At 67.9% G+C, this 23,211-nt stretch carries 21 protein-coding genes and 6 pseudogenes; 19 read left to right on the top strand and 8 right to left on the bottom strand.

Annotated elements, in window-relative coordinates; genetic code table 11:
- A pseudogene (locus AC068D_RS24055) lies at positions 1 to 341 on the top strand (hypothetical protein); the annotation flags it as partial.
- 439 nt (positions 342 to 780) lie between these two features.
- Positions 781 to 1,347, top strand: coding sequence for an SUKH-4 family immunity protein (locus tag AC068D_RS24050; protein WP_478825104.1), 567 nt, complete (start codon positions 781 to 783; stop codon positions 1,345 to 1,347).
- Positions 1,348 to 1,367: 20 nt separating this feature from the next.
- Here the strand turns inward: AC068D_RS24050 and AC068D_RS24045 are convergent.
- A pseudogene (locus AC068D_RS24045) lies at positions 1,368 to 1,831 on the bottom strand (tyrosine-type recombinase/integrase); the annotation flags it as partial.
- A gap of 68 nt (positions 1,832 to 1,899) precedes the next feature.
- Between AC068D_RS24045 and AC068D_RS24040 the strand changes: the two are divergent.
- Positions 1,900 to 2,040, top strand: a pseudogene (locus tag AC068D_RS24040) (helix-turn-helix domain-containing protein); the annotation flags it as partial.
- A 317-nt stretch (positions 2,041 to 2,357) separates the two neighbouring features.
- Here the strand turns inward: AC068D_RS24040 and AC068D_RS24035 are convergent.
- The gene (locus AC068D_RS24035) at positions 2,358 to 2,705 is read right to left on the bottom strand and encodes a GYD domain-containing protein (protein WP_478825312.1); all 348 of its coding nucleotides are present in this window, start codon (positions 2,703 to 2,705) and stop codon (positions 2,358 to 2,360) included.
- A 408-nt stretch (positions 2,706 to 3,113) separates the two neighbouring features.
- On the opposite strand from AC068D_RS24035, the gene AC068D_RS24030 reads away from it, so the two are divergent.
- Together AC068D_RS24030 and AC068D_RS24025 are read left to right on the top strand one after the other, a co-directional pair.
- Complete coding sequence (locus tag AC068D_RS24030; protein WP_478825103.1) at positions 3,114 to 3,599, top strand: DUF2975 domain-containing protein; 486 nt, start codon at positions 3,114 to 3,116, stop codon at positions 3,597 to 3,599.
- Positions 3,599 to 3,820 (top strand): helix-turn-helix domain-containing protein, encoded by a 222-nt coding sequence (locus AC068D_RS24025; RefSeq protein ID WP_010981499.1) that lies wholly within the window; start codon positions 3,599 to 3,601, stop codon positions 3,818 to 3,820. Before AC068D_RS24030 ends, AC068D_RS24025 begins: the two co-directional genes overlap by 1 nt.
- Positions 3,821 to 4,006: 186 nt before the next feature.
- Here AC068D_RS24025 and AC068D_RS24020 read toward each other — a convergent pair.
- Positions 4,007 to 4,180: pseudogene (locus tag AC068D_RS24020) on the bottom strand (tyrosine-type recombinase/integrase); the annotation flags it as partial.
- Here AC068D_RS24020 and AC068D_RS24015 point away from each other — a divergent pair.
- Both AC068D_RS24015 and AC068D_RS24010 read left to right on the top strand, forming a co-directional pair.
- Positions 4,179 to 4,256 (top strand): annotated as a pseudogene (locus AC068D_RS24015) (NUDIX hydrolase); the annotation flags it as partial. The pseudogenes AC068D_RS24020 and AC068D_RS24015 overlap by 2 nt on opposite strands.
- Positions 4,257 to 4,633: 377 nt before the next feature.
- Positions 4,634 to 5,011 (top strand): annotated as a pseudogene (locus tag AC068D_RS24010) (transposase); the annotation flags it as partial.
- A gap of 71 nt (positions 5,012 to 5,082) precedes the next feature.
- On the opposite strand, the gene AC068D_RS24005 reads toward AC068D_RS24010, so the two are convergent.
- Together AC068D_RS24005 and AC068D_RS24000 are read right to left on the bottom strand one after the other, a co-directional pair.
- Positions 5,083 to 5,421 (bottom strand): hypothetical protein, encoded by a 339-nt coding sequence (locus AC068D_RS24005; RefSeq protein WP_478825102.1) that lies wholly within the window; start codon positions 5,419 to 5,421, stop codon positions 5,083 to 5,085.
- 518 nt (positions 5,422 to 5,939) lie between these two features.
- Positions 5,940 to 6,212 carry a hypothetical protein gene (locus AC068D_RS24000; protein ID WP_478825101.1) on the bottom strand — a complete coding sequence of 91 codons (273 nt, stop codon included), beginning with the start codon at positions 6,210 to 6,212 and terminating at the stop codon, positions 5,940 to 5,942.
- A gap of 308 nt (positions 6,213 to 6,520) precedes the next feature.
- Here AC068D_RS24000 and AC068D_RS23995 point away from each other — a divergent pair, with 308 nt between their 5' ends.
- From AC068D_RS23995 to AC068D_RS23965, 7 genes are read left to right on the top strand one after another with little or no spacing between them, the layout of a single operon-like run.
- Positions 6,521 to 7,162 carry a metallophosphoesterase gene (locus AC068D_RS23995; protein ID WP_478825100.1) on the top strand — a complete coding sequence of 214 codons (642 nt, stop codon included), beginning with the start codon at positions 6,521 to 6,523 and terminating at the stop codon, positions 7,160 to 7,162.
- Positions 7,162 to 8,400, top strand: coding sequence for an ATP-grasp domain-containing protein (locus AC068D_RS23990; RefSeq protein WP_478825099.1), 1,239 nt, complete (start codon positions 7,162 to 7,164; stop codon positions 8,398 to 8,400). The genes AC068D_RS23995 and AC068D_RS23990 overlap by 1 nt, the downstream gene beginning before the upstream one ends.
- On the top strand, positions 8,397 to 9,704 hold the full coding sequence (locus AC068D_RS23985) for an ATP-grasp domain-containing protein (protein WP_478825098.1): 1,308 nt from the start codon (positions 8,397 to 8,399) through the stop codon (positions 9,702 to 9,704). Before AC068D_RS23990 ends, AC068D_RS23985 begins: the two co-directional genes overlap by 4 nt.
- A complete protein-coding gene (locus AC068D_RS23980) occupies positions 9,701 to 10,981 on the top strand; it encodes an ATP-grasp domain-containing protein (RefSeq protein ID WP_478825097.1) in 1,281 nt (426 codons plus the stop codon). The genes AC068D_RS23985 and AC068D_RS23980 overlap by 4 nt, the downstream gene beginning before the upstream one ends.
- Positions 10,978 to 12,342, top strand: coding sequence for a TldD/PmbA family protein (locus tag AC068D_RS23975; RefSeq protein ID WP_478825096.1), 1,365 nt, complete (start codon positions 10,978 to 10,980; stop codon positions 12,340 to 12,342). Before AC068D_RS23980 ends, AC068D_RS23975 begins: the two co-directional genes overlap by 4 nt.
- Complete coding sequence (locus tag AC068D_RS23970; RefSeq protein WP_478825095.1) at positions 12,339 to 13,661, top strand: metallopeptidase TldD-related protein; 1,323 nt, start codon at positions 12,339 to 12,341, stop codon at positions 13,659 to 13,661. The genes AC068D_RS23975 and AC068D_RS23970 overlap by 4 nt, the downstream gene beginning before the upstream one ends.
- Positions 13,662 to 13,666: 5 nt before the next feature.
- Positions 13,667 to 14,929 (top strand): MFS transporter, encoded by a 1,263-nt coding sequence (locus AC068D_RS23965; protein ID WP_478825094.1) that lies wholly within the window; start codon positions 13,667 to 13,669, stop codon positions 14,927 to 14,929.
- A 45-nt stretch (positions 14,930 to 14,974) separates the two neighbouring features.
- Here the strand turns inward: AC068D_RS23965 and AC068D_RS23960 are convergent, their stop codons facing one another.
- On the bottom strand, positions 14,975 to 16,000 hold the full coding sequence (locus tag AC068D_RS23960) for a helix-turn-helix transcriptional regulator (RefSeq protein ID WP_478825093.1): 1,026 nt from the start codon (positions 15,998 to 16,000) through the stop codon (positions 14,975 to 14,977).
- A gap of 463 nt (positions 16,001 to 16,463) precedes the next feature.
- A complete protein-coding gene (locus AC068D_RS23955; RefSeq protein ID WP_478825092.1) occupies positions 16,464 to 17,495 on the bottom strand; it encodes a LuxR C-terminal-related transcriptional regulator in 1,032 nt (343 codons plus the stop codon).
- A gap of 141 nt (positions 17,496 to 17,636) precedes the next feature.
- Between AC068D_RS23955 and AC068D_RS23950 the strand changes: the two genes are divergently transcribed.
- The 5 genes from AC068D_RS23950 to AC068D_RS23930 are packed head-to-tail and all read left to right on the top strand — an operon-like array spanning position 17,637 to position 22,510.
- Entirely contained in the window at positions 17,637 to 17,825 is a 189-nt protein-coding gene (locus AC068D_RS23950) for a hypothetical protein (protein ID WP_478825091.1), read from the top strand.
- A 44-nt stretch (positions 17,826 to 17,869) separates the two neighbouring features.
- On the top strand, positions 17,870 to 19,066 hold the full coding sequence (locus AC068D_RS23945; RefSeq protein WP_478825090.1) for an FAD-dependent oxidoreductase: 1,197 nt from the start codon (positions 17,870 to 17,872) through the stop codon (positions 19,064 to 19,066).
- Positions 19,063 to 19,710 carry a dTMP kinase gene (locus tag AC068D_RS23940; RefSeq protein WP_478825089.1) on the top strand — a complete coding sequence of 216 codons (648 nt, stop codon included), beginning with the start codon at positions 19,063 to 19,065 and terminating at the stop codon, positions 19,708 to 19,710. Before AC068D_RS23945 ends, AC068D_RS23940 begins: the two co-directional genes overlap by 4 nt.
- On the top strand, positions 19,707 to 20,771 hold the full coding sequence (locus AC068D_RS23935; RefSeq protein WP_478825088.1) for an ATP-grasp domain-containing protein: 1,065 nt from the start codon (positions 19,707 to 19,709) through the stop codon (positions 20,769 to 20,771). Before AC068D_RS23940 ends, AC068D_RS23935 begins: the two co-directional genes overlap by 4 nt.
- A 14-nt stretch (positions 20,772 to 20,785) precedes the next feature.
- The gene (locus tag AC068D_RS23930) at positions 20,786 to 22,510 is read left to right on the top strand and encodes a hypothetical protein (RefSeq protein WP_478825087.1); all 1,725 of its coding nucleotides are present in this window, start codon (positions 20,786 to 20,788) and stop codon (positions 22,508 to 22,510) included.
- Here AC068D_RS23930 and AC068D_RS23925 read toward each other — a convergent pair.
- Positions 22,487 to 23,206: a gamma-glutamyl-gamma-aminobutyrate hydrolase family protein gene (locus AC068D_RS23925; protein ID WP_478825086.1), complete on the bottom strand. Its 720-nt coding sequence runs from the start codon at positions 23,204 to 23,206 to the stop codon at positions 22,487 to 22,489. The two genes, AC068D_RS23930 and AC068D_RS23925, sit on opposite strands and share 24 nt — an antisense overlap.
- Positions 23,207 to 23,211: the final 5 nt, after the last annotated feature.

The raw sequence follows: 23,211 nt of genomic DNA, 5'->3' as shown, positions 1-23,211 counted from the left end.
CCGGTGCCACGGGTCCTACCGGAGCGACCGGAGCCGGCGGAGCAACCGTGCGAGCCGTCGTGGCAGCCGACGGCACCCTGATTGCAGGGCAAAGCTTCGGGGCCACAACGGTGACGCGCGTGAGTCCCACCACCGGCACCTATGAGGTCTGCTTCAATGTGCCGATCACCAGCGGCACCTATCTCGCAACCATCGGCCTTCCCGGCGCCAGCGGCTCGTCAGCGCCCGGTGAGATCACCGCGCAGGGTCGGGTTACGACCACTAATTGTCTGTACGTTCAGACGTTCAACTCGGCAGGGCTACTAGCAGACCGCAGCTTCCATGTGGCCGTGTTCTTGTAACCGCGACAGGAGATGTCGGCCTGGGCAGGGGGCTTGTTCTGAGGCCGATCGCTGTCAGGCGTCGGGCCCGGATGCACAGCGCCCCCTGTGAAGATCACTGGACGCTCGGCGCAGCACGGCACCAGAGTCAGGCTCAGCGGCATCAAGTGCCAACTGACCATGTAGGCCACGGCCTTACTATCGTCTCAGAATGAAGTTCTGCTTGAGACGACTCCGAGCCTCATTCTGAAACGATCATTTACTGATCTTTTCGTCTGAGGACGGGGTCTTCGCGTATGTGCAGGCGTATGCCGCTCGGAGCGGCTACATGTCGGGGTCCGTGGACTATTCGTGGACAGGATCTTGCGGCATCGGCGCAGGTCAGCCCCGGGAACGACGAAGACCCTCGGACGGGTTCAAGCGGTAGGGTGCCGGCTCTCAATGGATGGTTGGGGGCTTCGTGTCACTGTTCTACGAGGATCTACGTCATGAGGATCTCGTCGACTGGGCCGGTGAGAGGAACGTCGAGCGGGCAGAAGTCGGGACCGTCTCACGCTGGCGCCTACCGGAGCAGGACAGGACCGTCCTCGTCAGCATCGGCGTGCCGATCGTTGACCACGGTTTGATCTCTCACGTCTGCTTCCAGCCCGAAGCAGAGCCGACTCTGCGAACCGGCGACGGCGAGCTTCTCTATTTGCTGGCCGAGAAGCGGAGCCCCTTCCCGTCAGGGACCATGACATGGTCCTTCGGTGCAGAGCCGGGTACTGGCGTCGTCTATTACGTCATGCCAGACGGCGATGCCTGGTTCGCCAACTCCTCAATCACCTTGTGGGTGCAGTGCCTGCACCACTACGGCCTGCGCGTCGACACCTGTGATCTCCTCCTTAATCCGGATTGCCACGAGGAGGAAGCCGTCCTAGCTGAACTCAACAAGCTTGCTGCCGAACTGGAGGAATTCGACTCAGCCGCATTCGAGGGCTACCGCGGTTCCATCTGGGCGGAGTTCCTCAGCCGCTGGCTCTGGTAGACCCCGCTGCGCAACACGGATCACTCGTACTCTCGCAGCAGTTCTTCGATCCGCCGATTTGCAACTTCCTGCCTGCCGTCGATGCACTTCGCGTACCGGCTGAGCAGGACCTCAACACTGTTGCCCGCGCGCTCGGCCACCTCGGTCACGTCCACCCCGGCGTTGAGCCACGTGGAGAGCGCAGAGAGCCGTAGGTCGTACGGGCGGCGGGCGAGCGGCGAGGCGACCGCGGCCGGCGGAAACGCCAGCATGCACGCTTCCTGCCAGGCCCGGAAATGGGTCGAGGACGAGACCACTCCCCCGTTCTCGCTGAAGAACAGGCGGCTGTCGTCGGCGGTCCCGAAGGTGTCGATGTGCTCGCGGAACATGCTCATGAGCTGGGGAGGAATGGGCGCCCGCCAGACGTCCTCGTTCGGGCGGTTCTTCAGCCCGCGGTCGTCGTGGCAATCCCGGAGTCCGTCCACTGCTTGCCCACGCTTGAACGCTCTCCCCATGCGAGGAATGACGACGAACCTCACGATCGGCGAACGAGTCGCGTGATACCGCCGGAGGCGCGGGATGTCCCAGGAAGTGCTGGCCGGACTCGTCGGCCGCACCGTCAACTGGCTGAGCAAGGCCGAGAACAACCGGTTGGAGCTGGACAGGCTCTCAGTCATCAAGTCGCTCGCCGACGCCCTGGACGTCACCCTTGGCGACCTGCTCGCCGAGCCGACGCTCATGGACTGGAGTGCCGACAGCGGTACTCGAACCGTGCCAGCACTGCGTACAGCCCTGATGAACTACCGCCAGCTCACTCCCCTGTTACAAGTCACCACCAAAGGCGAACCGACGTCTCTCAACGAGCTGCGCAGTAACGTCGCCGAAGTCTGGGACACCTACCAAGACTCCCGGTACGGGTTCGCCACCAGGCGTCTGCCCCTCCTGCTCGCGGACGCCTTCATCTCGACCCAGGCCTACGCTGGCCACGAGCGCGAGAAGGCACACGGACTGATGGCGATGACCGAAGTCCCTCAGCCAGTGGCCTTGGCGATGATGCGGTCCATCAGCTCCCGGCCGAAGGCTCGCAGGGTCGTACTGCGAACGTTGCCCAACGCGCCGGTCTCCAGGAGCACTGCGGTGGCAGTCTCGTCGTCGGATGCCTCTACGACAGCCACGATGTCGTACGGACCGACGGTCCAGTAGAGGTTCAGGACCTTCACCCCGAGCTTCTGTGCCGTTGCGGTGAAGGCTTCGGCGCGTTCCGGAGTGGCCTTGTAGCCGCGGATCCCCTGGTCGGTCCAGTTCAGCAGCGCAACAAACGTGGGCGTGATCTTTATCCCTGTAAATAGACACGACAAGTCGTGGTCAATCGTGGGCATCATGCGGGCAATGCGCATGAGAGGCGCATCTGAAGGAGTGATCGGAGCCGCCACATGCTGCCTCGAGCGGCGGGCAGCCCGTCGACGCGAATGAAGGTGACACGGCAGCGAACGCGGACGGCAAAGGCATTCAGCAGTGCCCCCGGTGACCCTCGGCCGTCGGCCTGACTTCATGGCTTTGCCCGACATACACGCCCAGTGCTTCGGCATAGTCGAGCGGCGTCCGATTTGTACTCAAGCGATGCCCACTTCGACAAGATCAAGCCGGCTTGCCCAACCGCCATGCCATGCGAGAGGCGGCGGCGTCCCGCCCTGGTGCGGGCCCGCCGCCCCACCCTCCTCCCCGACCCTTGCTTTACCTATCGATATTCGATAGATTCCCATCGCAACTCGATGGAAGGGTGGGTCATGGGAAAGCTGACAGTGCGTGCGCTGCGCGCCGTGCTCGCGGTGGTGCTCGCCGGCACCGTGTTCGTGCAGGCATTGATGGTGTGGGCGTTGGCCACCGACCCGGAGGACGGGCCGCTCCCGCTGACCCCGCTGCGCGTGATCACGATCCTGGGCATGGTGTCGGCGCAGGTCGCCCTGGTCAGCGTATGGCGGCTGGTGACGATGGTGCGACGCGGAACCGTGTTCTCCCACGCCGCCTTCCGGTACGTGGACATGGTGATCGGCGCGATCATGGCGGCTGCCCTCCTGTGGTTCGCGGTCACGGTCCTCAATGCGCCGGGCCAGCGGGACGACCCGGGCGTCACCGTCATCATGGGCGGGGTCGGCGTGGCCATCCTGGGGGTCGCGCTCATCGTGCTCGTGCTGCGGATGCTGCTCGCCCAGGCCGTCGCGCGCGACGTCGAAGCGGCGCAGATGCAGGCCGAGTTGGACGAGGTGATCTGATGCCGATCGCCGTGGACATCGACGTGATGCTGGCCAGGCGGAAGATGTCCGTCGGCGAGCTCGCGGACCGCGTAGGGATCACGCCCGCCAACCTGGCGGTACTCAAGAACGGCCGTGCCAAGGCGGTACGCTTCGCGACGCTCGCCGCGCTCTGCGAGGTGCTCAAGTGCCAGCCGGGCGACCTGCTGCGCTGGGAGGCCGAGGACGCCGCCGGCGGATGACGTGCCCCAGGACTGGCGTGAAAACGCCTGGCACCACCGGCCCGTGACACGACACGTGGACCGTTCGCCTTCCTCGGACCACCCCCGGAGCCACCGGCGCGGAGTTCCTGGCCAGGAACGCCGGTCTCGGCCAATGGCGATGCCCTCGGACAATTCCGGGGGCATCGGAGCTACCGTCGCCTGCGGTCACTCGTACTCGCGCAACAGATCCTCAATGCGGCGGTGGGTGACCTCTTGGCGGCCGTCGAGGCACTTGGCATAGCTACTGAGAAGGACCTCCATGCCGTTGCCCGCACGCTCTGCCACCTCGGTCGCGTCCACCCTGGCGTTGAGCCATGTGGAGAGCGCGGAGTGCCGTAGGCTGCTCGATGCACTGGACGGCCAAGGCCCTCATGTCCGGAGCCACGACGGTAGGCGGCTCATCCATGCCGGCTGAGGAAGCCCTGTCAAGCGTCCAGCCAGGTCCGTCGATCACGGGCGACGCTGAACACCCGTTCTATCTGCGGTGCGTCGAGCACGCCGGCCAGCGGTCCGAGGGCCGCGACTTGGCGCTCCTGGTAGACCCGCACTTCTAGTTGCGTGGCTACGACTTCCAGCCTGGCCACTCCGACGAAGACGAGGACCGACTCGACCGGCACCGTGAAGTCACAGTGCGTTTCAAGTACTCGTCGAACTCGCTTCGCCTCGGCGCGGCTCTTCAGCGCACGCGGGGCTGCGGCTTCCCATGATTGATCCTTTCCATGTCGTCCCCGGCCCACACCGCCTTGTCGAATGCGCATGACCGACCGGCAGACCCGGCTCTGGGTGGGGACCCTGGGCGCCGAGTTCATCGTCGCCGCCGGTGACCTGGCCGCCTACCCCGACGCAGGCCACCTCGCCTCCGCCGCCGGCCTCGTGCCCGTCCCCAGAGACTCCGGACACCGCACCGGCAACCTCCACCGCCCCAAGCGCTACAGCCGACGACTGCGCCGGGTCTTCCACCTGTCCGCCCAGACCAGCGTCATCCGCGCAGGCCCCCAACCGCGACCAACCGCGACCAACCGCGACTACTACCTGAAGAAGCGAGCCGAGGGCTGCAAACACGTCCACGCCGTCATCGCCCTCGCCCGCCGACGCGTCAACGTTCTCTGCGCCCTGCTCCGGGACGGAAGGCCCTTCCCCACGCAGCCACCATCCGTCCGCCCGGCCTGAGAAGGGCCTCAGTAAGCAGCCATCCGACCAGGAGGAACACCAGAGCCGGGGTCGCAGGGGTGAGTGAGGACCTACCCGTCGACGGGCACCATGACGTGTCCTTCGGCGCAGCAGCCGGTACTGGCGTCGTCCATTACGCCACGCCGGACGGTGATGCCTGGTTCGCGAGTTCGTCGGTCACCCTGTGGGTGCCGTGTCTGCGCCACTACGGCCTGCGTGTGGACACCTGCGACCTCCTCCTCAATCCGGATCTGTACGAGGAGGAAGCTGTACTGGCTGAACTCAATGAACTTGCTGAGGAGTTGGAGGAGTCCGACCCAGCCCCTTTCGAGGGTTACCTCGGCTTCATCCGGGCAGATTTCCTCGTCCGCTCGCTGTGGCAACTCTCGCCACATCACGCTGCTTGGCACTCACTCCCTCAGCAAGTCCTCAATCCGTCGATTCTGCAACTTCCGCCAGACGTCGAGGCACTTGGCGTACCGACCGAGAAGGGTGGAGCAGCAGCGCGAGTCGGTGGTCAAGTGGCCGCGGAAGCCCCGCGCGTGGGTCCAGGCCGTGAGCCTCCGGTCGAGCGGAGCGCAGTACGGCCGAGACGGGCAGGCTGTCCGACCATTCGCCTGATTGTTTTCGACCCGCCCGGTCCAGGCGGTGCGGTGTGGGGGTGCGGCTTCGGTCCGGACGGGGCGGAACGGGTAGTACCGGGGGCGGCCGTCCGGGATGGGACAGGGGCTGGATCCATTTGAGCCGGAGCGGAATGACACAGACCTCGTTCCGCCCGAAATGTGCGATACGAATGGACTGGACCTGAATTACGCCCCCATCGTCTGATCGCCAGTCCGTGATGCGCCACCCCGGGACCGTAGATCCCAGGAGCCTCCTCGCGCGAGGATTCCCAGGTAGTAATCGATTCGGGAGGCGACTTGTCCGCTCACTCTGCAAGCAGGGTTCTCCATGCCTGCTCGATGCGGACTGCGCCTTGGAACTCCGGTGCTGTGATGTACGGCTCCTCGGCGGCGCACATGACGACCCGTGTGCCGTTGCCGAAGACCACATGCGCAGGCGCTGCATCCTCGGCGGCAAGGGCCGGCTCGAATGCACACGTCTCCGTTTTCTTCGCGCCAAGTTCCAGGAAAGCATGAGCCCGACCGAACCATGGTGCGGCCCGCGGCATGATGCGGATCCGCGCGTGGAGAGGCAGCACGTCATCACTGCGGACGAGGGCCGTGGGTCGCGGACGTGAAGTGCTTGCGTCTCACACATCGCGATCGGGCCCGCAGGCCGCGCACCAGCGTGCGCTTGCGGTCCTGCAGACCCCGGCAATGCCGGGTTCGCCGCGGATGACTTCACTTACCGGCCGGCGGCACGTTGCCCTGGCCCCATTGATCGATGGGGCCAGGCCCTGAATCTCCGGGCGTTGTTCGGGGACGTCATGACCTACGACGTCGCCGAGGCCGAACAGTACGACACTCAGGTTCATGGGGGGTGGACCCTGGCATGGCACGATTCGCTGTGATCTCCGACCTGCACGGAGACTACGGGAATTTTCAGGCCATTCTGACGTCAGTCGAGGGACGCGTCGACGCGGTCGTCATGACGGGCGACTATCTCGAGGCAAAAGTATCCAAGAGGGATATGCATCGCGGCCTGGAATGGTCGCTGGAAGACGTCGTGGACCACGATCCGATTCTGTGGGAATCCCTCTCTTCCTGCGTCCTCGTGCGCGGTAATCAGGAGGAACGCATCGCCACCGTGCTCGGCAACCGGGAAATCCCGGGGCTGTTGGCACCGCTGCTGGCCGCGCCGCCGGAGTGGGCGACCCCCGTCACCCGGTTCGTCCACGGCCACGGCTTCGAGTGGGCCCGGGCGGGGGAGCAACTGCAGCATCCGGTGCTCCGCGAGCCTCCCGACAGGCCGGTCGTGCTCCATGGCCACAGCCACCGGAGGTCGCTCACCTTCGGCCCCGGCAGTCCCGGGCATCCGCCCCGCATGCAGACCGTGCCGGTCACCGGGCAGCCCTATCAGCTCCCACGCCCCGACACCTGCTTGATCAACGCAGGTGCCGCGAGGGACACCGCAGCGCACTGGGTGCTCTACGACGAGGACGCCCGCACGGTCACGTTCGAAACAGCCCGCACGACAGGAGTTCGGTGATGAAGAAGAAAGACGGCCGCAAGCAGCGGGTGCTGGTGATCGCCGGACGGGCGGGCAAACTCAAAGTGGCCGCGGACGCCGGCTACGAGGTCGTGTACCTCCAGTCCCCGCAGTCGTTCACCGACGCGCACCGCGACGCTGTCGGCGAGGCGCTCCTGATGGACTACGAGCAGACCGACCGCGTGCTGCCCGTCGTGGCCGGTCTGCACGCGGCCGACCCCCTCGACCTCGTCGTCTCCTTCACGGATCCCGGTCTTGAACCAGCCGGGGTCATCGGTGAGCGGCTCGGGCTGCCGGGCAACCCGGCCTCCGTGTCCGCAGTGCTCCGCGACAAGTACGCGCTGCGCCGACGGCTCGCCGATGCGGGTGTCGAGGCCCACCCCTGCGCGCAGGTCCGTACGGCGACCGAGCTGCGGGACTTCTGCGACACTCACGGCTACCCGGCCATCCTCAAGCCCCAGGACGGCACCGGCAGTCAGGGCGTGCGGCGTGTCGACTCCCTCGAGGACGTCGAGCGTGCCTTCGAAGGCCATTCCCCGGAGCAGCCGCTTCTCGCCGAGCGGTTCCTCTCCGGTACTGAGATCAGCGTCGAGACGATCTCGCAGCACGGACGCCACCAGGTCATTGCCATCACGGAGAAGTTCATCGACGAGAACTTCGTGGAGCGCGGCCATGTGGTGCCCGGCCGGATCGGCGCGGAGCACCGCCCCGCCGTCGAGAAGCTCGTACTCAGCGTGCTCGACGCGATCGGACTCGTCGAGGGCTGCGCCCACACCGAGGTGATGCTCACCGACGACGGGCCGGTGGTCATCGAGTCGCACAACCGCATGGGCGGGGACCGGATCTACGAGCTCGTACGGCTGTCCCACGGTACGGACTTGGAGAAACTGAGCTACACCCTGCCGCTGGACGCGGACGTCCTGCCCGCCGCCCCCACGCCTGACGGAGCCGCCGCGATCTGGTTCGTGAAGGCCGATCCGGGCCGGGTCGTGGCGGTCGAGGGTGCGGAGGCGGCAGAGGCCGTCCCGGGCGTGTGCGAGGTCGTCGTCACAGCAGCCCCCGGCGCCGAGGTGCGTTCGGTGCGCTCCAGCGCCGACCGGATGGGCTACGTCATCGCCACCGGCACCAATCCTGACGAGGCCCTCGCCCGCGCCCGGCAGGCGGCGGAAGGGATATGCGTCCGCACCGAGCCCGTGCCTGCCGGTGCGACCGCGACGGTCGGCGAGGGTGCGTCGTGAGCGCACACCGCACCAGCATCCCGGAGACCGTCACCCATGTCATGGTCGGTTTCGGCGCCGCCCTGCTGCCGGACCTGGACCGGCTGTTGCCTCCCCGGTCGCTGCTCGTCATCGAGGAGCCGGACGTCGTAGCGGCGCGGGGCCTCGACACCCGGGCCGCCGTTCACCCCTGCTTCGCCGCCCTGCTGACCGCGCCGATCCACGACGAGGACGATCTGTCCGGCGTACTCGCCGCGGTGCCCCGGCCGTCGCACGTACGGGCCGTTCTGCCCGGCGTCGAGTACGGCGTCTCGGGCGCCGCTGCACTTGCCGACCACTGGGGCCTGCCCGGTGCGAGCCCTGCCGCCGCCACGATCCTGCGTGACAAGGCGCTCCTTCGGGAGGCCGCCGATCAGGCCGGGATCCCCCAGCCGGCGTGGCAACGGGTCACCGGGTCCGCCGAAGTCCGGGACTTCCGCGACCGGTTCGGCGGCAGATGCGTGCTCAAACCCGCGAACCGGCAGGGCAGCCTGGGCGTGCAACTCCTCGATGCCGATGACGATCTCTTCGAGGCCTGGGAGCGTACGGTGGAGGCCGACGAGCCCCGGCTGCGGGCCAGGCGCCGGCTGCCGGCGTCCTTCCTCGCCGAGGAGCGGCTCGTCGGCCCCGAAGTCAGCGTCGAATGCGTGGTCGTCAAGGGGCAGGTGCTGTTCCACAACGTGACCGGCAAGCTCGTACGGCCGGGTCGCCATCCCGTGGAGGTGGGCCACCAGGTGCCCGCCGGTCTGCCGACCGGCGTCCACGCGCGGATCGTGACGGTCATGGAACGGCTGGTCGCGGCCACGGGGTTCCGGACCGGCGTCCTGCACGCGGAGTGGATCCTGCGGGACGGTGAGCACCCGTACCTGGTCGAGTGCGCGGGCCGTGTCCCCGGCGACAGCATCCACGAACTCGTCGACCTCGCCCACGGCGGCTCGCTCGTCGCCGATTTCCTCACTGTTCTGACCGGCTCCGGCGACGTGGCCCCGCGCACCATTCACCGGCACGCCGCGATCCGCTTCCTCGACTGCCCGCCCGGGACTGTGGAATCGGTTGAGGGCACCGGGGAGGCCGGAGCCCTGCCCGGGGTGGTGAAGGTCCACATCGCCACGTCATCCGGCCGACGCGTCGGAGCGGTCTCGAACTCCCACGAACGCGCCGGATACATCGTGGTGACCGGTGACAGCGCTGCGCAGACCGCCGAACGGCTCGAGTCGGCTGCGGCTCGGATCCGTTTCTCCGTACGGCCGGCGACGGACGCGCATGACGGCGAGGAACGCGTATGACCGAGCACGTCCTCGTCGTCGGCAGCGGGCGCGACCTGCCCGGCCGGGTCCGCGCCACCGCTCCCGGCACCCGTACCTCGGTGATCTGCCGCGTCGACTACCTCTCCCGGCTGCAGGAACGCACCGAGCACAGCAGGATCCTCGCGGTACGCCACGACGCGCCCGACACGGAGTGGGTGGCGCTCGCCGCCGCCGCGCACGCAGTCGACCCCTTCACCCGGATAGCCACCTTCGGTGAGCGGGACCAGGACCGGTGCGCCGAGATCGGGCGCGCGCTGGGCCTGCGCACACACAGCCCGCAGACGGTCGCGCTGGTGCACGACAAGGCGGCCATGCGCACCCGGTTGCGCGAGACCGGGGTGGACCCCACGCCCGCGGCCGTTGTGACGGACGTGGAGTCGCTGAACGCCTTCGTGCAGAAGTACGGTCTCCCGTGCATGGTGAAGCCTGCCCACGGCTCGGCCAGCGTCGGCATCGCCGTCGTCCGTACGGCGGCCGAGGCCGAGCTGGCCGCAGCCTTCGAGCGAGCGAGCGGGGACTTCTACGGGCTCGCCGGCACCGGAGTGCTGGTCGAACTCTTCCACGAAGGACCGCAGTTCAGCGTCGAGGCTTTCTCGGAGGACAGCGAGCACGAGATCGTGGCGATCACCCGCAAGTACTCCGACCCGGAGCACTTTGTGGAACTGGGTCACGTCGTGCCCGCCGGGCTGTCATCGGAACTGCAGGACGGCTTCCACCACTACGTGACCGGGCTCCTCGACGCGCTGGGCATCGAGTCGGGCGCCACGCACACCGAACTCGTCCTGACGGACTCCGGCCCGCGCGTGATCGAGACACATCTGCGCATGGGCGGCGATGAGATACCCGCTCTGGTGCTGGCGGCCACGGGAGTGGACCTCGGCGACTGCGCGGCCCGGCAGGCGGCCGGCGACATCGTCCTGCCCGGTCTGCGCAAGACTCTCGCCGCCGCGCGGACGCCGGAAGACGGCAGGCCGCGGCAGAGCGCGGCGATCTGGTTCGCCGCGCCCCCGGTCGCGGGCGTGCTCATCTCCGTCGAGGGGGTGGAGCAGGCCCGGCGGTCCCCGGGAACCGACGAAGTCGGGGTGCTGGCCGAGCCGGGCACGGTGTGCGCCGGGTTGCAGTCCTCCGACTCGCGGCTCGCCTTCGCCCGCGCCCGCGGCGCGACCGCCGAGGAGGCAGTGCGTTCCGCGCGGACCGCGCTCGCCGCTCTCGCATTCCATGTCAGGACCGGCCCAATGGCCGAGGAGGCAGTGTGACGTACGCAGAGCAGGGCGGGGGCGCGCTGCGCACCGCCGCTGCCGAACTTGCAGCAGAGATGCGCCGCCGGGCCCCGCAGGGCGCCCGGCCGTCCTCCGGAGCCGTGCAGTCCTGGCAGCGGGTGAGCGGGCGGTTCGCCGAGGGCCGGGTCAGCGACCTGAGCCTCCAGGAGGGACAGGCGACCTCGGCCCGCTACCTGCTGCGCCAGGGGTTCCGGCACCGGGCCGTGTCCGGCCTCGATCCCACGGCCGCGCGGCTGGACGGATACTCCGGCACCACCGCACTCCGCTCCGGCGCCTACACTGCCGAGACTCCGGCCTGGCTGCAGATCCCGGCCGTCCTGCACACGCTGCAGGCACTGGAGGAGGCGGCCCGCAGCCATGACCCGAGCATCGCCCAGGTGGTCGTCGACTTCGAGCTCAGCGAGCAGGACATGTGCCTGGTGGCCGGGGACGATGTCGGGATCATGCGCGACGAGCGCCGTTTGCTGAGCTATCTCTCCGTACGGGTCATCGCGCGCCGCGGGGGCCGGGTGTCCACCGGCTTCTACACACCCGGGGTCAGCGGCCGGCTCGACGGCATGGACGCCCGTGCCTGCGGTGTGGAGGTGGCCCGCCGGGCCGTCACCGGGCTCGACGCCCGTCCCGCCCCGGTCGGCCGGATGCCGGTCGTCGTGGCGGGCGGCCGGGGCATGGTCCTGCTGCACGAGGCCTGCTGTCACCCCCTGGAGGGAGACGAGGTCGTGCGCGGCTCGGTCTACGCGGGGCGGCTGGGCGAGCGGATCGGTTCGCCGCTGGTCAACGTGCGCGACGACGCCACGGTCCCGGGCGCGGTCGGCTCGTACGGCTGCGACGACGAGGGTGTTCCCGGCGGGTCCACCGCGGTCATCGAGGAGGGCCGGCTCACCGGCTATCTGACGGACCAGGACTCGGCGGCCAGACTCGGCACGCTCTCCAGCGGCAACGGCCGGTGCACGACCGTGCTGCAACCGCCGCTCCCCCGGATGACCAACACCTGTCTGGAGGCCGGGACTTCGAGCGTCGACGACATCATCGCCGACACTCCCTTCGGGATCTATGCCGAGCACGTGGGCGGCGGTGAAGTCATCGAGGCCACCGGCGAGTTCACGTTCCGGGTGACCAACGGCCGGCTGATCGAGAACGGCAGGGTCACCGATCCGATCGAAGAGACGACCATCGCGGGGCTCGGTACGCAGGTGCTGCGGGACATCGATGCCGTGGCGGACGACGTGACAGTCGGGGCGGCCAAGTGCGGCAAGTTCGGCCAGTGGGTGCCCGTCGGGGTGATCGGGCCGACACTGCGAGTCGGCTCCCTGCTGGTGGGAGGAACGCAGCGATGAGCGAGGGTATGCGGGTGCTGATCGACGCGGCGGCGCGCGAGGGCGCCGACTGCGAGGTGTGGTCTGCCCACCGGGAGACCGAGGAGGCCGTTTGTCGGGGCGGGGCCGTCGAGCGGCGCAGCGACGTCGACTCGGGGGTCACCGCCGTCACGGTGTGGCAGGAGGGCAGCGAAGGGTACGCGGTACAGGCCCTTCCGGACTCCGCCGACCCCTCACTGGTGCGGACCGCACTGGCGATCGGCCGTGCGCTGCCCGGCCGGGTCCCGTCCCCGCCGCGCCCCGGTCCGGCGTCAGCCACCGCCCCGGAGCAGGCGGCTGAGCGGCCCGCACTGGACGACGAGACCGTACGGACCGTGCAGCGGCTCAGCGAGGGCCGCCCGGGACTGGACATCGAGCTGCGCGCCAGGGCCGAGCGGGCCTCGGTGCGCATGCAGCGCGCGGGCTGCGAGCCCCGCACGTACCGCACCGGCCTCTTCCAACTGCAGGCCCGGGTGACCGCCACAGCGACCGGCACCGGATTCGTCGCACACCAGATGTACGGCGACTCGGCGGGCGCGCTGCTCGACCGTGCGGCCCGCGAGGACCTGCCCGAAGTATGTGCCCTGGCCGATGTTCTGGCCGGCGTCCCGGTGGACGCACTGGACCACGACGACGTCCTCGTCACCGGCTGGGTGATGGTGAAGCTGCTCTCGCTCGTCGTACCCGCCTTCCAACTGGACACCGTGCTCGAGGGGCGGTCCCCGCTGGCTGGACTGATGGGGCAACAGGTCTGCGCGACCGGCGTGGACATCGTCGACGATCCCGCCGCGGCGGAGTATCCGCTCGCGGCACCCTGGGACGACGAGGGCACGCCCACCCGGGCCACGGAACTGGTCCGTGACGGACGGCTTCTGGGCTTCCTCGGGCACCGGCGCAGCGCGCAGCTCGCGAGCGCCGAGGGCATCGGGACCGCCGGTTCCGGACGACGGGGCCCGGCCGGCGAAATGCCGCGGGTCCAGCCGAGTCATCTGTCCTTGCGATCGGGTTCCGCGCTCGGTTGCGGCCCCCGCTCCGGCCGACGGCTCCTGAAGGTCGTGCAGGCCAACGGCGCCCACACCTCCAACGGCATCACCGGGGACTTCTCCATCGGCGCGAACGCACTGCTCGAGGACCCGGACGGGACACGCCGCAACGCCGGGAGCATCACCCTGGCGGGCAACGTCTTCGACCTGCTCCGGAACATCGAGGGCCACGACGGGGTGGTGCGGGCCAGCCGCTCGCACACGTCCTTCGTCGCCTGCCCCGGTGTCTGGGTCCACGGTCTGACCATTGGGCACTGAGCGCCATGACGGAGAACAACACGCAGATCACAAAGGTGCCGGAATTCCGGCTGTTGTGGGCTTCGCAGGCCCTGAGCATGCTGGGTACAGCGGTCAGCCGAACCGCCGTACCGCTGCTCGCAGCCACGGCGCTGGCCGCCTCGCCCTTTCAAATGGGCCTGCTCCAAGCCTCGTTGGCAGTGTCGTTTCTGGTACTGGGCCTGCCTGCCGGCGCTTGGGTCGACCGGATGCGCCGCCGGCCCATCCTGATCGTGTGCGACCTGGCCCGAGCGGTGCTGATGGCTTCCCTGGCACTCGCCGCGCTGCTGGACCGGCTCAGCTTCTCCTTGCTGATCGCGGTGGCACTGCTACTCGGCGTCGCCCGGACCTTCTACGAGATCGCATACCAGTCCTACATCCCGGCTGTGGTCGGACGGAACCGGCTGGTCGAGGGCAACTCCAAGCTGGAGAGCACCACTTCGGCTTCCCAGACGGCCGGCCCGGCCGTCGCCGGTGCGCTCGTCCAGGTGGGTGCCGCGGCGGCCGTCTCGGTGCAGGCGGTGAGCTATGTCGCCTCCTTCCTGCTGCTCCTGCGCATCCGCAAGCCCGAGTCCCTCCCCGAGCGGCCGTCGTCCACGAGCATGCGTGCGGAGATCAGGAGCGGGCTGGCCTTCGTCCTCGGCAATCCTCTGATGCGCGCCGTTGCAGGTTCAGCGGCCACCTACAACTTCTTCTACGCCGTCCAGTCGCCGCTCGTGGTGCTGCTGCTCGTCGACGAGGTGGGCCTGTCGGGGGCCACGGCCGGTGCGCTCATGACGGTGGGCGGGATCGGCGGGCTGCTGGGGGCGGTGACCTCGGGGCGCATCGCACAGCGTGTGGGGCAGGTGAGGGTGATCTGGCTTGCGTATCTCGCGACCATCCCCACAGTGGTGCTGATCCCGCTCGCGGGTCCGGGGTGGCGGGTGCTGTTCTTCGCCGTGCCCTGGTTCACCGCGGCATACGGCCTGGTGGTCTACAACGTCGCACAGGTCAGCTTCCGGCAGGCGATGTGCCCCGACCATCTGCTCGGGAGGATGAATGCCAGTGTGCGGTTTCTCATCTGGGGCATCATCCCGGTCGGCGGGCTGGCCGGCGGCGTACTCGGCGAGTGGGTCGGGGTGCGTGGTGCGCTGCTGGTTGCCGGGGTGGGCATGGCCTCCGGTGCACTGTGGCTGGTCTGTTCGCGCCTGCGTGGCATGCGCGACATGCCGTCCGGGTCCCCGGCGGAGCCTCACGCGAAGTCCGTGTGAGTTCTCCGAGCGCGGGGACCGACATCCGTCAGGCACAGGACTGCTTCAACTGACCGTTCTCGTCAGGAGCTTCTGGTCACTGATCAGATAGCCGGCGTGCGCTCGGTTGCGCGCACCGATGCTCTGCATGATGTCCGAGATATGACGCTGCAGCGTACGTGGGGAGATGCCGATCCGCCGGGAGATGACCTTGTCCTCCTCACCCTGGACAAGCAGCCGCATGATCTCGGCCTTCACATCGTCCCCCGCCGACCGAACGCGCTCACGGTCGTAGTCGGTCGGAAAAGGCACCGCGGCCAGCCAGGACTGTTCGAAGGTGGCCGCCATGTAGTCGACCACGCTCGGCTCGCGGATCAGCGCCGCCCCGTTGGGTGAGTCGCGAAGTTCGATCAGAGCGACTTCGCCGTCGAAGACGATGAGGCGGGTCAACGCGCCGGCAATGGTGCGGACTGCGGCCCCACGAGCCGTCATGTCCTCCACAAAGGCGATGGTGGGCAGATCGAACTGTGCCGAGTACTGATAGATGGTACGCATTCCAACGCCGCGTTCGAGCAGCACGGACGTCCGCTCGGCGGACTCGGCCAGCACCTCCTCCGACCTGCCACCACCCGGTTGAGAGGTGAGGACTTCGGTGCGACATCGGGCCGACAGCTCCGTGATCAGCTGCCGGACGGTACCCAGATCGTCGATCAGCTCGACGGCTTGGCTGCTCATCCGCCGAAGGAAGCTGTTCTCGTACAACTGCGCCAGGGTCGACATTTCATAGCACACCCGGTCGACCTCACGGCTCCAGCGGCTGAGCTCACGGACCGGCTCGCCGAGGAGAAGCGTGCGCGCCAGATCGGGTGCGACCGCTTCGAAGAGATTCGATTCCTCGCCGATGCTGCGGACCAGCCGGAAGCTGAGCAGCTGGTCCAGCGCTTCTCGGGCTTCGGCGGGCGTAAAGCCTTCGTCCTCGACGAGGTCCGCCGCTCGAAGGGACTTCCTGCTGACGGCGTACCGATAGGCGTGGGTACCCAGCCGCCCGATCCGTGACAGCCCGTTGGAACCAGGAATATCCGATATCGACACTCTTCATCTCCCTGTCGTGTTGGAGCCGGACAGAACGATGATCCCCTCGGGGGCCCGGGGGTTGACACCCGGATTCGTGCGACGAGCGACAGCCTGCGTGACGAGATCAGCCGTCGTGCGGGGCCCGGCCGGCGCGAGGCGACGGAGGACGGATTCAGGGCACGGCTGCTGCAGTCGACGGCAGTGACGCGGCTGACCCCAACGCCCGCCTGTACATGCACAGTTGCCTTCCGACCGGACCCGGCCGACGACGCGAGCGCATGCGTCGGGCACAGAAGGCAGGACCCCGGCGCTCGGTCCGGTTGGCAACCGCGATCCGCCGGGCGGCAACCCCGATCCGCCAAGAGGCCCTGCCGTCATGCGCCGGCCACTGCACGATCGCCTCGCGAGAAAGTCCCGGTCGCCCAGATCGCAGGCCGCTCCAGCAAGTTCATGAGTCGGACTGTGCGAAGCCATCTCTTGTTCACCTCGGCGGGGCAGGGTATTGAGTGCGCCCCAGGAGATACCCCGCATGCAAGCGGTTCGCGGCCCCCAAGTGCTGCATGATCTCTGCGACATGGCGCTGCACGCTGCGCAGAGACAGCCCCAGTCTGCGTGCGATGACCCTGTCGTCCTCGCCCAGCACCAAAAACTGGATAATGGCCTGCTTGATCTCATCCGAGATGGCCCGCACGCGTTCCTGCTGGTACTCGACAGGAAAGACACCTGCGGCAACCCAGGCCCAGTTGAAGCATCGCGTTATGAAGTCCACAACGCAGGGAGAGCGCACCAGCAGCGCACCCTGTGCATCCATCTGTGAGTCTATGAGCGCCAGCTTCCGGTCGAACACGATCAGTCGGGGGAAACCGTCGGCCAGGGTTCGAACCTCCGCACCCAGGCCGCTGACCTGCTTGACGTAGGCGATCGTCGCCTGACTGAATTGTGCCGTGTGCTGATAGAGAGTCCGCATCTTGACGCCACGTGCAAGTAAAAGCTCTGTTCGCTCGAGAGACTCCGCCAGCACCTCCTCCGGCCGCCCGCCACCGGGTTGCGAGGTGAGCACCTCGGTCTGGCACGCCTCGGACAGCTCTGTAATGAGGTCACGCACCTGCTGCAGGCCGACGATCGTCTCGGTGCGCTGATCCTGGAGGCGGTCGGACATGGCCTCCGTGTAGGTCGGCGCAAGGCCCATGAGATCACGGCGAACCTGACTGACCTGCAGCAGCACTTGCGTGATCTGCCGGTCGACACCCCCGAGAAGAAGAGTCTGGGCAAGGTCCGGCGGCAGCGCGGTGTACCGCGCCGGCGCATCGGAGACCTGAACGAGGAGGCGCAGCTCCAGCAACTGCCGCAGCGCCTGCTCCAGGTCCGGTTCGGCGAATGCGGCAAAGTCGGGATCCCTTCGCAACTCACCGAGGGAAATCACAGCATGTTCCACGGCGGCGGAGTAGATGCGTACGGCAACCGGGCTCAATTCCCCCTGGGGTATAGACATTGATATGTCCGATATGCTCATGTTTGCCACCCCTTCATGTCTCCGCCAGACGTAACTACGATACCTGGCCCCTCATCTGAACAGCCCTGGCGTCGTGCATCATTATGCAATGCAGTCGACGGGCATCTTAAAAGCCCGGTAAAGCATCAGAGGGGGGCCCTGATGAACGTAAACGGGATCGACGGGGAGAAGGGGAAAATGACCGGGGGAAAGTATTCGGCGCGGACGGGATTTTCGTTCATTCTGGCGCTTTTCTGTTTCTTGGCCGCAGAGTCGCTCGACATCGCAGCGCACCAGGTCAACGCAGCTTCCGTCGATGCTGCTGTCCCCGCTGACCTGGGTTGGGGATGACCTCGACCAGCTAAAGAGAATCATCCCGACGGCAAGGATGCTGCATGTCCTCTTTCAATGACGCGATCCGATGTTGGCGCGTGGCGGTCATCGGTGGCGGGTCTGCTGCCACCATTCAAGTCCGGCAAGGAGATGTTCCCCCTCAGGACACCATCGTCATTGCCGAGCGCTGGGGTACCGGGATGGAGTTCCTGGGCAACTCCATCCTTCAGTCGTACAGCGATGAGCTTCACGTATCGGATTCGCAAGAGAAACTGTGCGATCTGACTTCACCGGGCCAGCTCCGGCCCAGCGCGGACCAGTTCGACGCCTATGTGCGGGGCAGCCTGCTCTCTTCAGGGGCCACCTTCAAATTGGCGCGGGTCCTCGAAATCGAGGGCGAGCCGGGGAACTTCCTCATCCATATGTTGAACGGTGACGGGACGGTCTCGTACGTGTGCGCCGAGGCCGTCGTGCTGGCCACTGGGAGCATCCCGCGCCCGCCTTCCCCCTTCTGGGCGGAAGCCGGTGCCGTGTCACACGACGTCATCCACCGCGAGATCGCGCAAGGGCGCACGGAGCGCTGGGCCGGAAGGACCGCGATCGTCGTGGGGGCGGGCAACTCCGGGATGCAGGTGGCGTCGCTGGTTGCGCCTGAGGCCGCCGAGGTGGTGGTCCTCAGCAACCGCTACGTCGGCATGTTCCCCACCGAGAACCCGGACAAGTACAGTTGGCGTGCGCCGTCACAGCTCACGTACGAACTCGTCGGCAAGTCCGCGCTGGAGTGCGGGAAGCAGAAATGGCGCATGCCGTGTGTGCGTTACCTGGTCTACGACGGCCTCGACATCGAGGGCGAAGCGATCTCGTGGACGTACTCTGCGTCGCGCAACCGGAACCCCCTGGGTTCCCGCTCCCTTCCGGGGCGCTGCAGGCATGCCCGCGGCCGGCTGTCGGGCGCCGGGAGCGCGATCTGGGAGGAGAGGCGCCCGGTCGACCAGACCGCGGTGATCTGGGCGACCGGCAATGACCCAGTCCTGCCCGGCGGAGAGCTGATCTCCTCTCTGGCGCGGGACAGGAAGGGTGCACTGGCCACCGACGAGTCCGGCTGCACCTCGATGCCCGGCGTCTACGCGCTCGGCGCCTGCGCCGGCCAGCCCGCAGTCAACGAGACCGTCCCTGCGCTCGTCCGCGGCAAGCGCATCCTCTTCCAGCCGGTGCTGCCGCCCCATGGCGTCCCCGTCGAGAACGAGGTGCTCGCATGACGGTGCACCGTCCCTATCGGCTGATCGCCATCGAGGGAATAGACGGTTCCGGAAAGTCCACCCTGGCGGCGAACCTTGTGAGACATCTCGGACCCGGCGCCCGGTCCGAGCGGCTCTCGCCGCGTATGGCGACTGTCTTCCGGGAGCTCGTTGACGAGCCCTCGGGTCACGAGAAGCGCTACCAGGACGTCATCCCCGACGACTTGCGCCGAGGGGCCTACCTGATCGACGCGATGGCCCAGTTCCACTACCTGGAGCAGGAGTACGACAACTTCGACTGGCTCGTCTTCGACCGGTGGCTCACCACCTACCAGGTGTACTGCCCCGGCCAGAGTGTCCATGACGACTGGTACGCACGCCTGGCGGCCGATCTGCCACGCCCGGACCTGCTGCTGCATGTGCAGACACCCCCGTCAGTGGCGTTCGAACGCATCACCCAACGCGGGGACTGGACTGTGGACCACTGGAGTTCGTCGCAGCTCATGGCGGATCTCGAGCGGCTTGACGCCGCGTACACCGAGGCACTGGTCGATGTGCCGCACACCGCCGTGGACGGCTCGCTGCCCGCCGAGGAAGTGGCACGGCAGGTGCTCGCCCTGGTGCTGTCGCTGCCGACGCCCGGCACAACGGAGGCGGTCGCATGAGCAGGATGCCCACCCAGACCCTTCTCGCAGTCGCCGATGCATGGCCGAGATCACAGCTGGACCCCTTTCTCGCGCACGAGGGCTGGCTGGCGGAGCGGGGCGTCACCATTCGCCTGCACACCTACGCACAGGTGCGGAAGGGGGTCCAGGACCTCCTCGGACCGGTCAGCGTCGTCCTGTTCTTCCCCCATCAGTTCTGGGACGCCAGGATCGAGGACCGGGTTCCGGGCGCCTACGGCACGCAGGCCTACGCCGAGGCGCTGACCACCTATCTGCTGAGTACGGGTCAGCGGCTGCGCCGGACGACCCACAGCATCGACTACCTCAACACGCCCGAAGCGGTTGCCTGCACCCGTGACAAGGCGGTGGTCAGGAAGCTGCTCGCCGAGGCGGGAGTCCCGGTGCCGCCGGCGGTCGAGGATCCGACCCCGCAGCGTCTGCTCCGGACGCTGGCGGCCGGGCAGGCCGTCTACGTCAAGGCCGTCTGCGGTTCGATGGGCAAGGGAATCACCCACCTTGCGCCTGAGCGTTGGCGCACCAACTACCTTTATGCAGGCGGACGACTGCAGTCGCCGGGCAATGCGGCCGGAGAGCAGTGGACGTTCGAGGACGTCGAAGTCGGCGACGAGAAGTTCCTCGCGGCCCTCTGCGAGGAGTCGGGATTCGTCTTCGAGCGGGAGATCGGTACGAACCTCGAAGGCGCCAAGGTGGAGCTCAGGGTCACCGTCGCGAACGACTGCGTCATCGATGTCGAGGAACGGCACGCGCCCGCTGGCTCCGTCACCACCCGCTCGGTCGAGCACGGCCGGAAGGTGACCGACGGCCCCGTCGCCGCAAGGTGCGCCACGGCAGGCCAGACCGCTCTGAGCGCGGCCAAGGCCCTGGGGCTGCGCTACGCGGTCTTCGACATGGTCACCGACGAGTTCGACTGTTCCTACGTCCTCGACGCGCAGGCATTCCCGGCCACGGGAACGACGGAGGACTTCTGGCGAAGGATCGTCCACGGATTCGCTCCCGCGCCTCTCCCGCAGCCAGGTCCTGAACACAACCCGACACGATGACGAGTGGAACGGCGATGCAGACAGGCAATGGGGACGGGCTCAGTCGTGCGTGGTCCGGCGAGCCGGCACCGATCAGCACGGAGGTCGTGACCGAGGACGGTGCAGTCTTCGCGTGGCAGGGCTTCAGCACCGGCCCGCGGGTGCTCACCGGAGCGGAGGTCGACGAGCACTGCCGCCTGCTGCTCGGTCACGGTATCGGGCGCGTGGCGGAGAGGGCTGCGACGGAGCTGCTGCCTTTCGTGGAGGAGCCCTCTGCCCGGTGCGCCGTTCCGGCGGTGATCATGCACTCCGCCACCCGGACCACGCGGGGCTTCGAGGGCGACCTGGCCGATGTCGTCTCGGGGCGGAACCCCTACGACGTGCCCGGATACCTGGAGAGCCGGGCCGTCGCGCTGGCCGGGGACGGTGACCTGGCAGTGGGCCGCATCGCCCCGTGGCGAGAGGCCGTGGAGCACTACGGCGTCGCGGCGGTGGACATCGGAACACGGGACCACTACTACCTCTCGGACGCGCTGCTGACGGTCGCCGCCCGGCCCGGCGACAGTACCCTGCAGCCGCTCGTCGACTGGGTCCATGGGCACCCCGACGCCGTGGTCCGGCTCTATGCCCTCGACCTGGAGACACAGGTCTTTCTGCTCTGGCTCAAGGAGCGGGCCGGGCTCGCCGCCCTCCGGGTCGACGCGAACGGCCCTGTGGTCTCCGACCGCTGGAACCGCAAGGACCACATCCACCCCACGGTCGCCGACGCCCTCCGGGTCGGGGCACAGGGGCTGGAACCCGATGAACTCCTGATCCGCGAGCAGCACATGTCGGCCGCCCACCAGCTGCTCGGCATGGAGGTTCCGGTCCTCCCCGGCTATCTCGTCCCCCGCGACAACGACAGCGAAGTCTTCGTCGAGGGTGTGCTTGCGGCGGCCCGGCTGCTGCTCGATCGCTACGGCCTGGAACGCGGTTGCCTCAAGCCGTGCGAGGCCGGCGACGGGGCCCGTATCGTGACCGGTCTGAACCTCCTCGACGAGGAGGTCCTGGCCCGGTGCGCCCGAGAGGCCCACAAGCACGGCGACTCGTATCTGCTGGAAGCCCATGTCGACTTCGTCACCTGTGACATCGCCGGACGCCGTTTCATCGTCACGCCCTCCGGCCACATCAGCGGCGGGCGGGTGGCCGAAGGTCTGACCCTTCAGCTGATGAACGGTTGTTCCTGGGAAGGCAACGCGACGCTGCTCGCCGATGACTGCGCCGCACTGGGTGTGCCCGAGGAGCAGTACCACTCCATGACAGCAGCGCTCCGGGCCGTTCTGGACTCATTCCAGGGGCCGGCGAGCGCGGCACAGGGCTGCGCGAACAGCCTGGTGACGGGCGGGATCGACTTTGCCGTGGGGAGGATCGGCGGCAAGTTCGGGGACCGGGTCGTCAGCGGGGTCATTGACTTCAACCTGTCGTCCCACGGCGCCGTCTACATGCGCCGGTTCCAGGACGCGCTCTCGCAGTCCAGTGGCCCGGTACATGTGGCCACCCGGGTCTACCGCCCGGCGCCACAGGCCGACTTGACGACCACCGCACGATGCGCGCAGCGATGGGCCACCCCGGGGAGGACGGTCCAGGTCGTGGCCAGCGTGCCTGGTCGTTGGGGCATGGTCGGCGTCTCCGGTGCCTCGACGGCGGACGCGGTGACCGCCGTCGAGGATCTCGTCTCCGGGCTCGGCGACGCGGGCCTAGTGCTGGACGGATCGCAGTGACGCGGCCTGGACCAGTGCTCGGAAAACCCCTCCCCCTGCCGGCGATTCGGCGGGCAGCTCCTCGGGATGCCACTGGACACCGAGCGCGAACCACGGTCCGCGGGTCTCGATTGCCTCGACCACCCCGTCGGGAGCGTGTGCGACGGCGTCCAGGCCGGTCCCGAGCGTGGCAACCGCCTGATGGTGCCTGCTGTTCACGAGGCTCCGCTCCGCGCCGACGACCTGCCGCAGCCGGCTCCCCTCCTCGATGACGATCTCGTGGAAGTCGGTGCCGGCTTCGTCTGCGCCGTGTCCCTCGGCACCGAGCTGGGTCGGCAGATCCTGCCACAGCTTGCCGCCCTTCGCCGCGTTGAGGAGCTGCGCCCCCCGGCAGATCCCGAGGACCGGCTTGCCGTCCTCCTCCGCCCAGCGCAGCAAGTGCAGCTCCATGGCGTCCAGTTCCGGCTGAATCTCGGTGACGGTGTGTCGCGAATCGCCGTACAGCTCCGGAGCGATGTCCATTCCGCCGGGCAGGACAAGGGCGTCACAGAGGTTGTACGCGGTGCGCAGGGCCGATTCAGCAGTCGGGGCGATTCCCAGTGGAACCGCTCCGGTGGCCTCCACGGCGGAGAAATAGCCAATGCTCTGCATCCATCTGTCGGTCTTACCGGGCCTGCGCCAAGGCCGGAGGGATATTCCGACGATCAGTTCTCTCATGGCAA

Source organism: Streptomyces sp. NPDC043861 (genome assembly GCF_056435905.1).
Note: the sequence above shows the minus strand (reverse complement) of the source record. Positions and strands in the feature narration are given on the sequence as shown.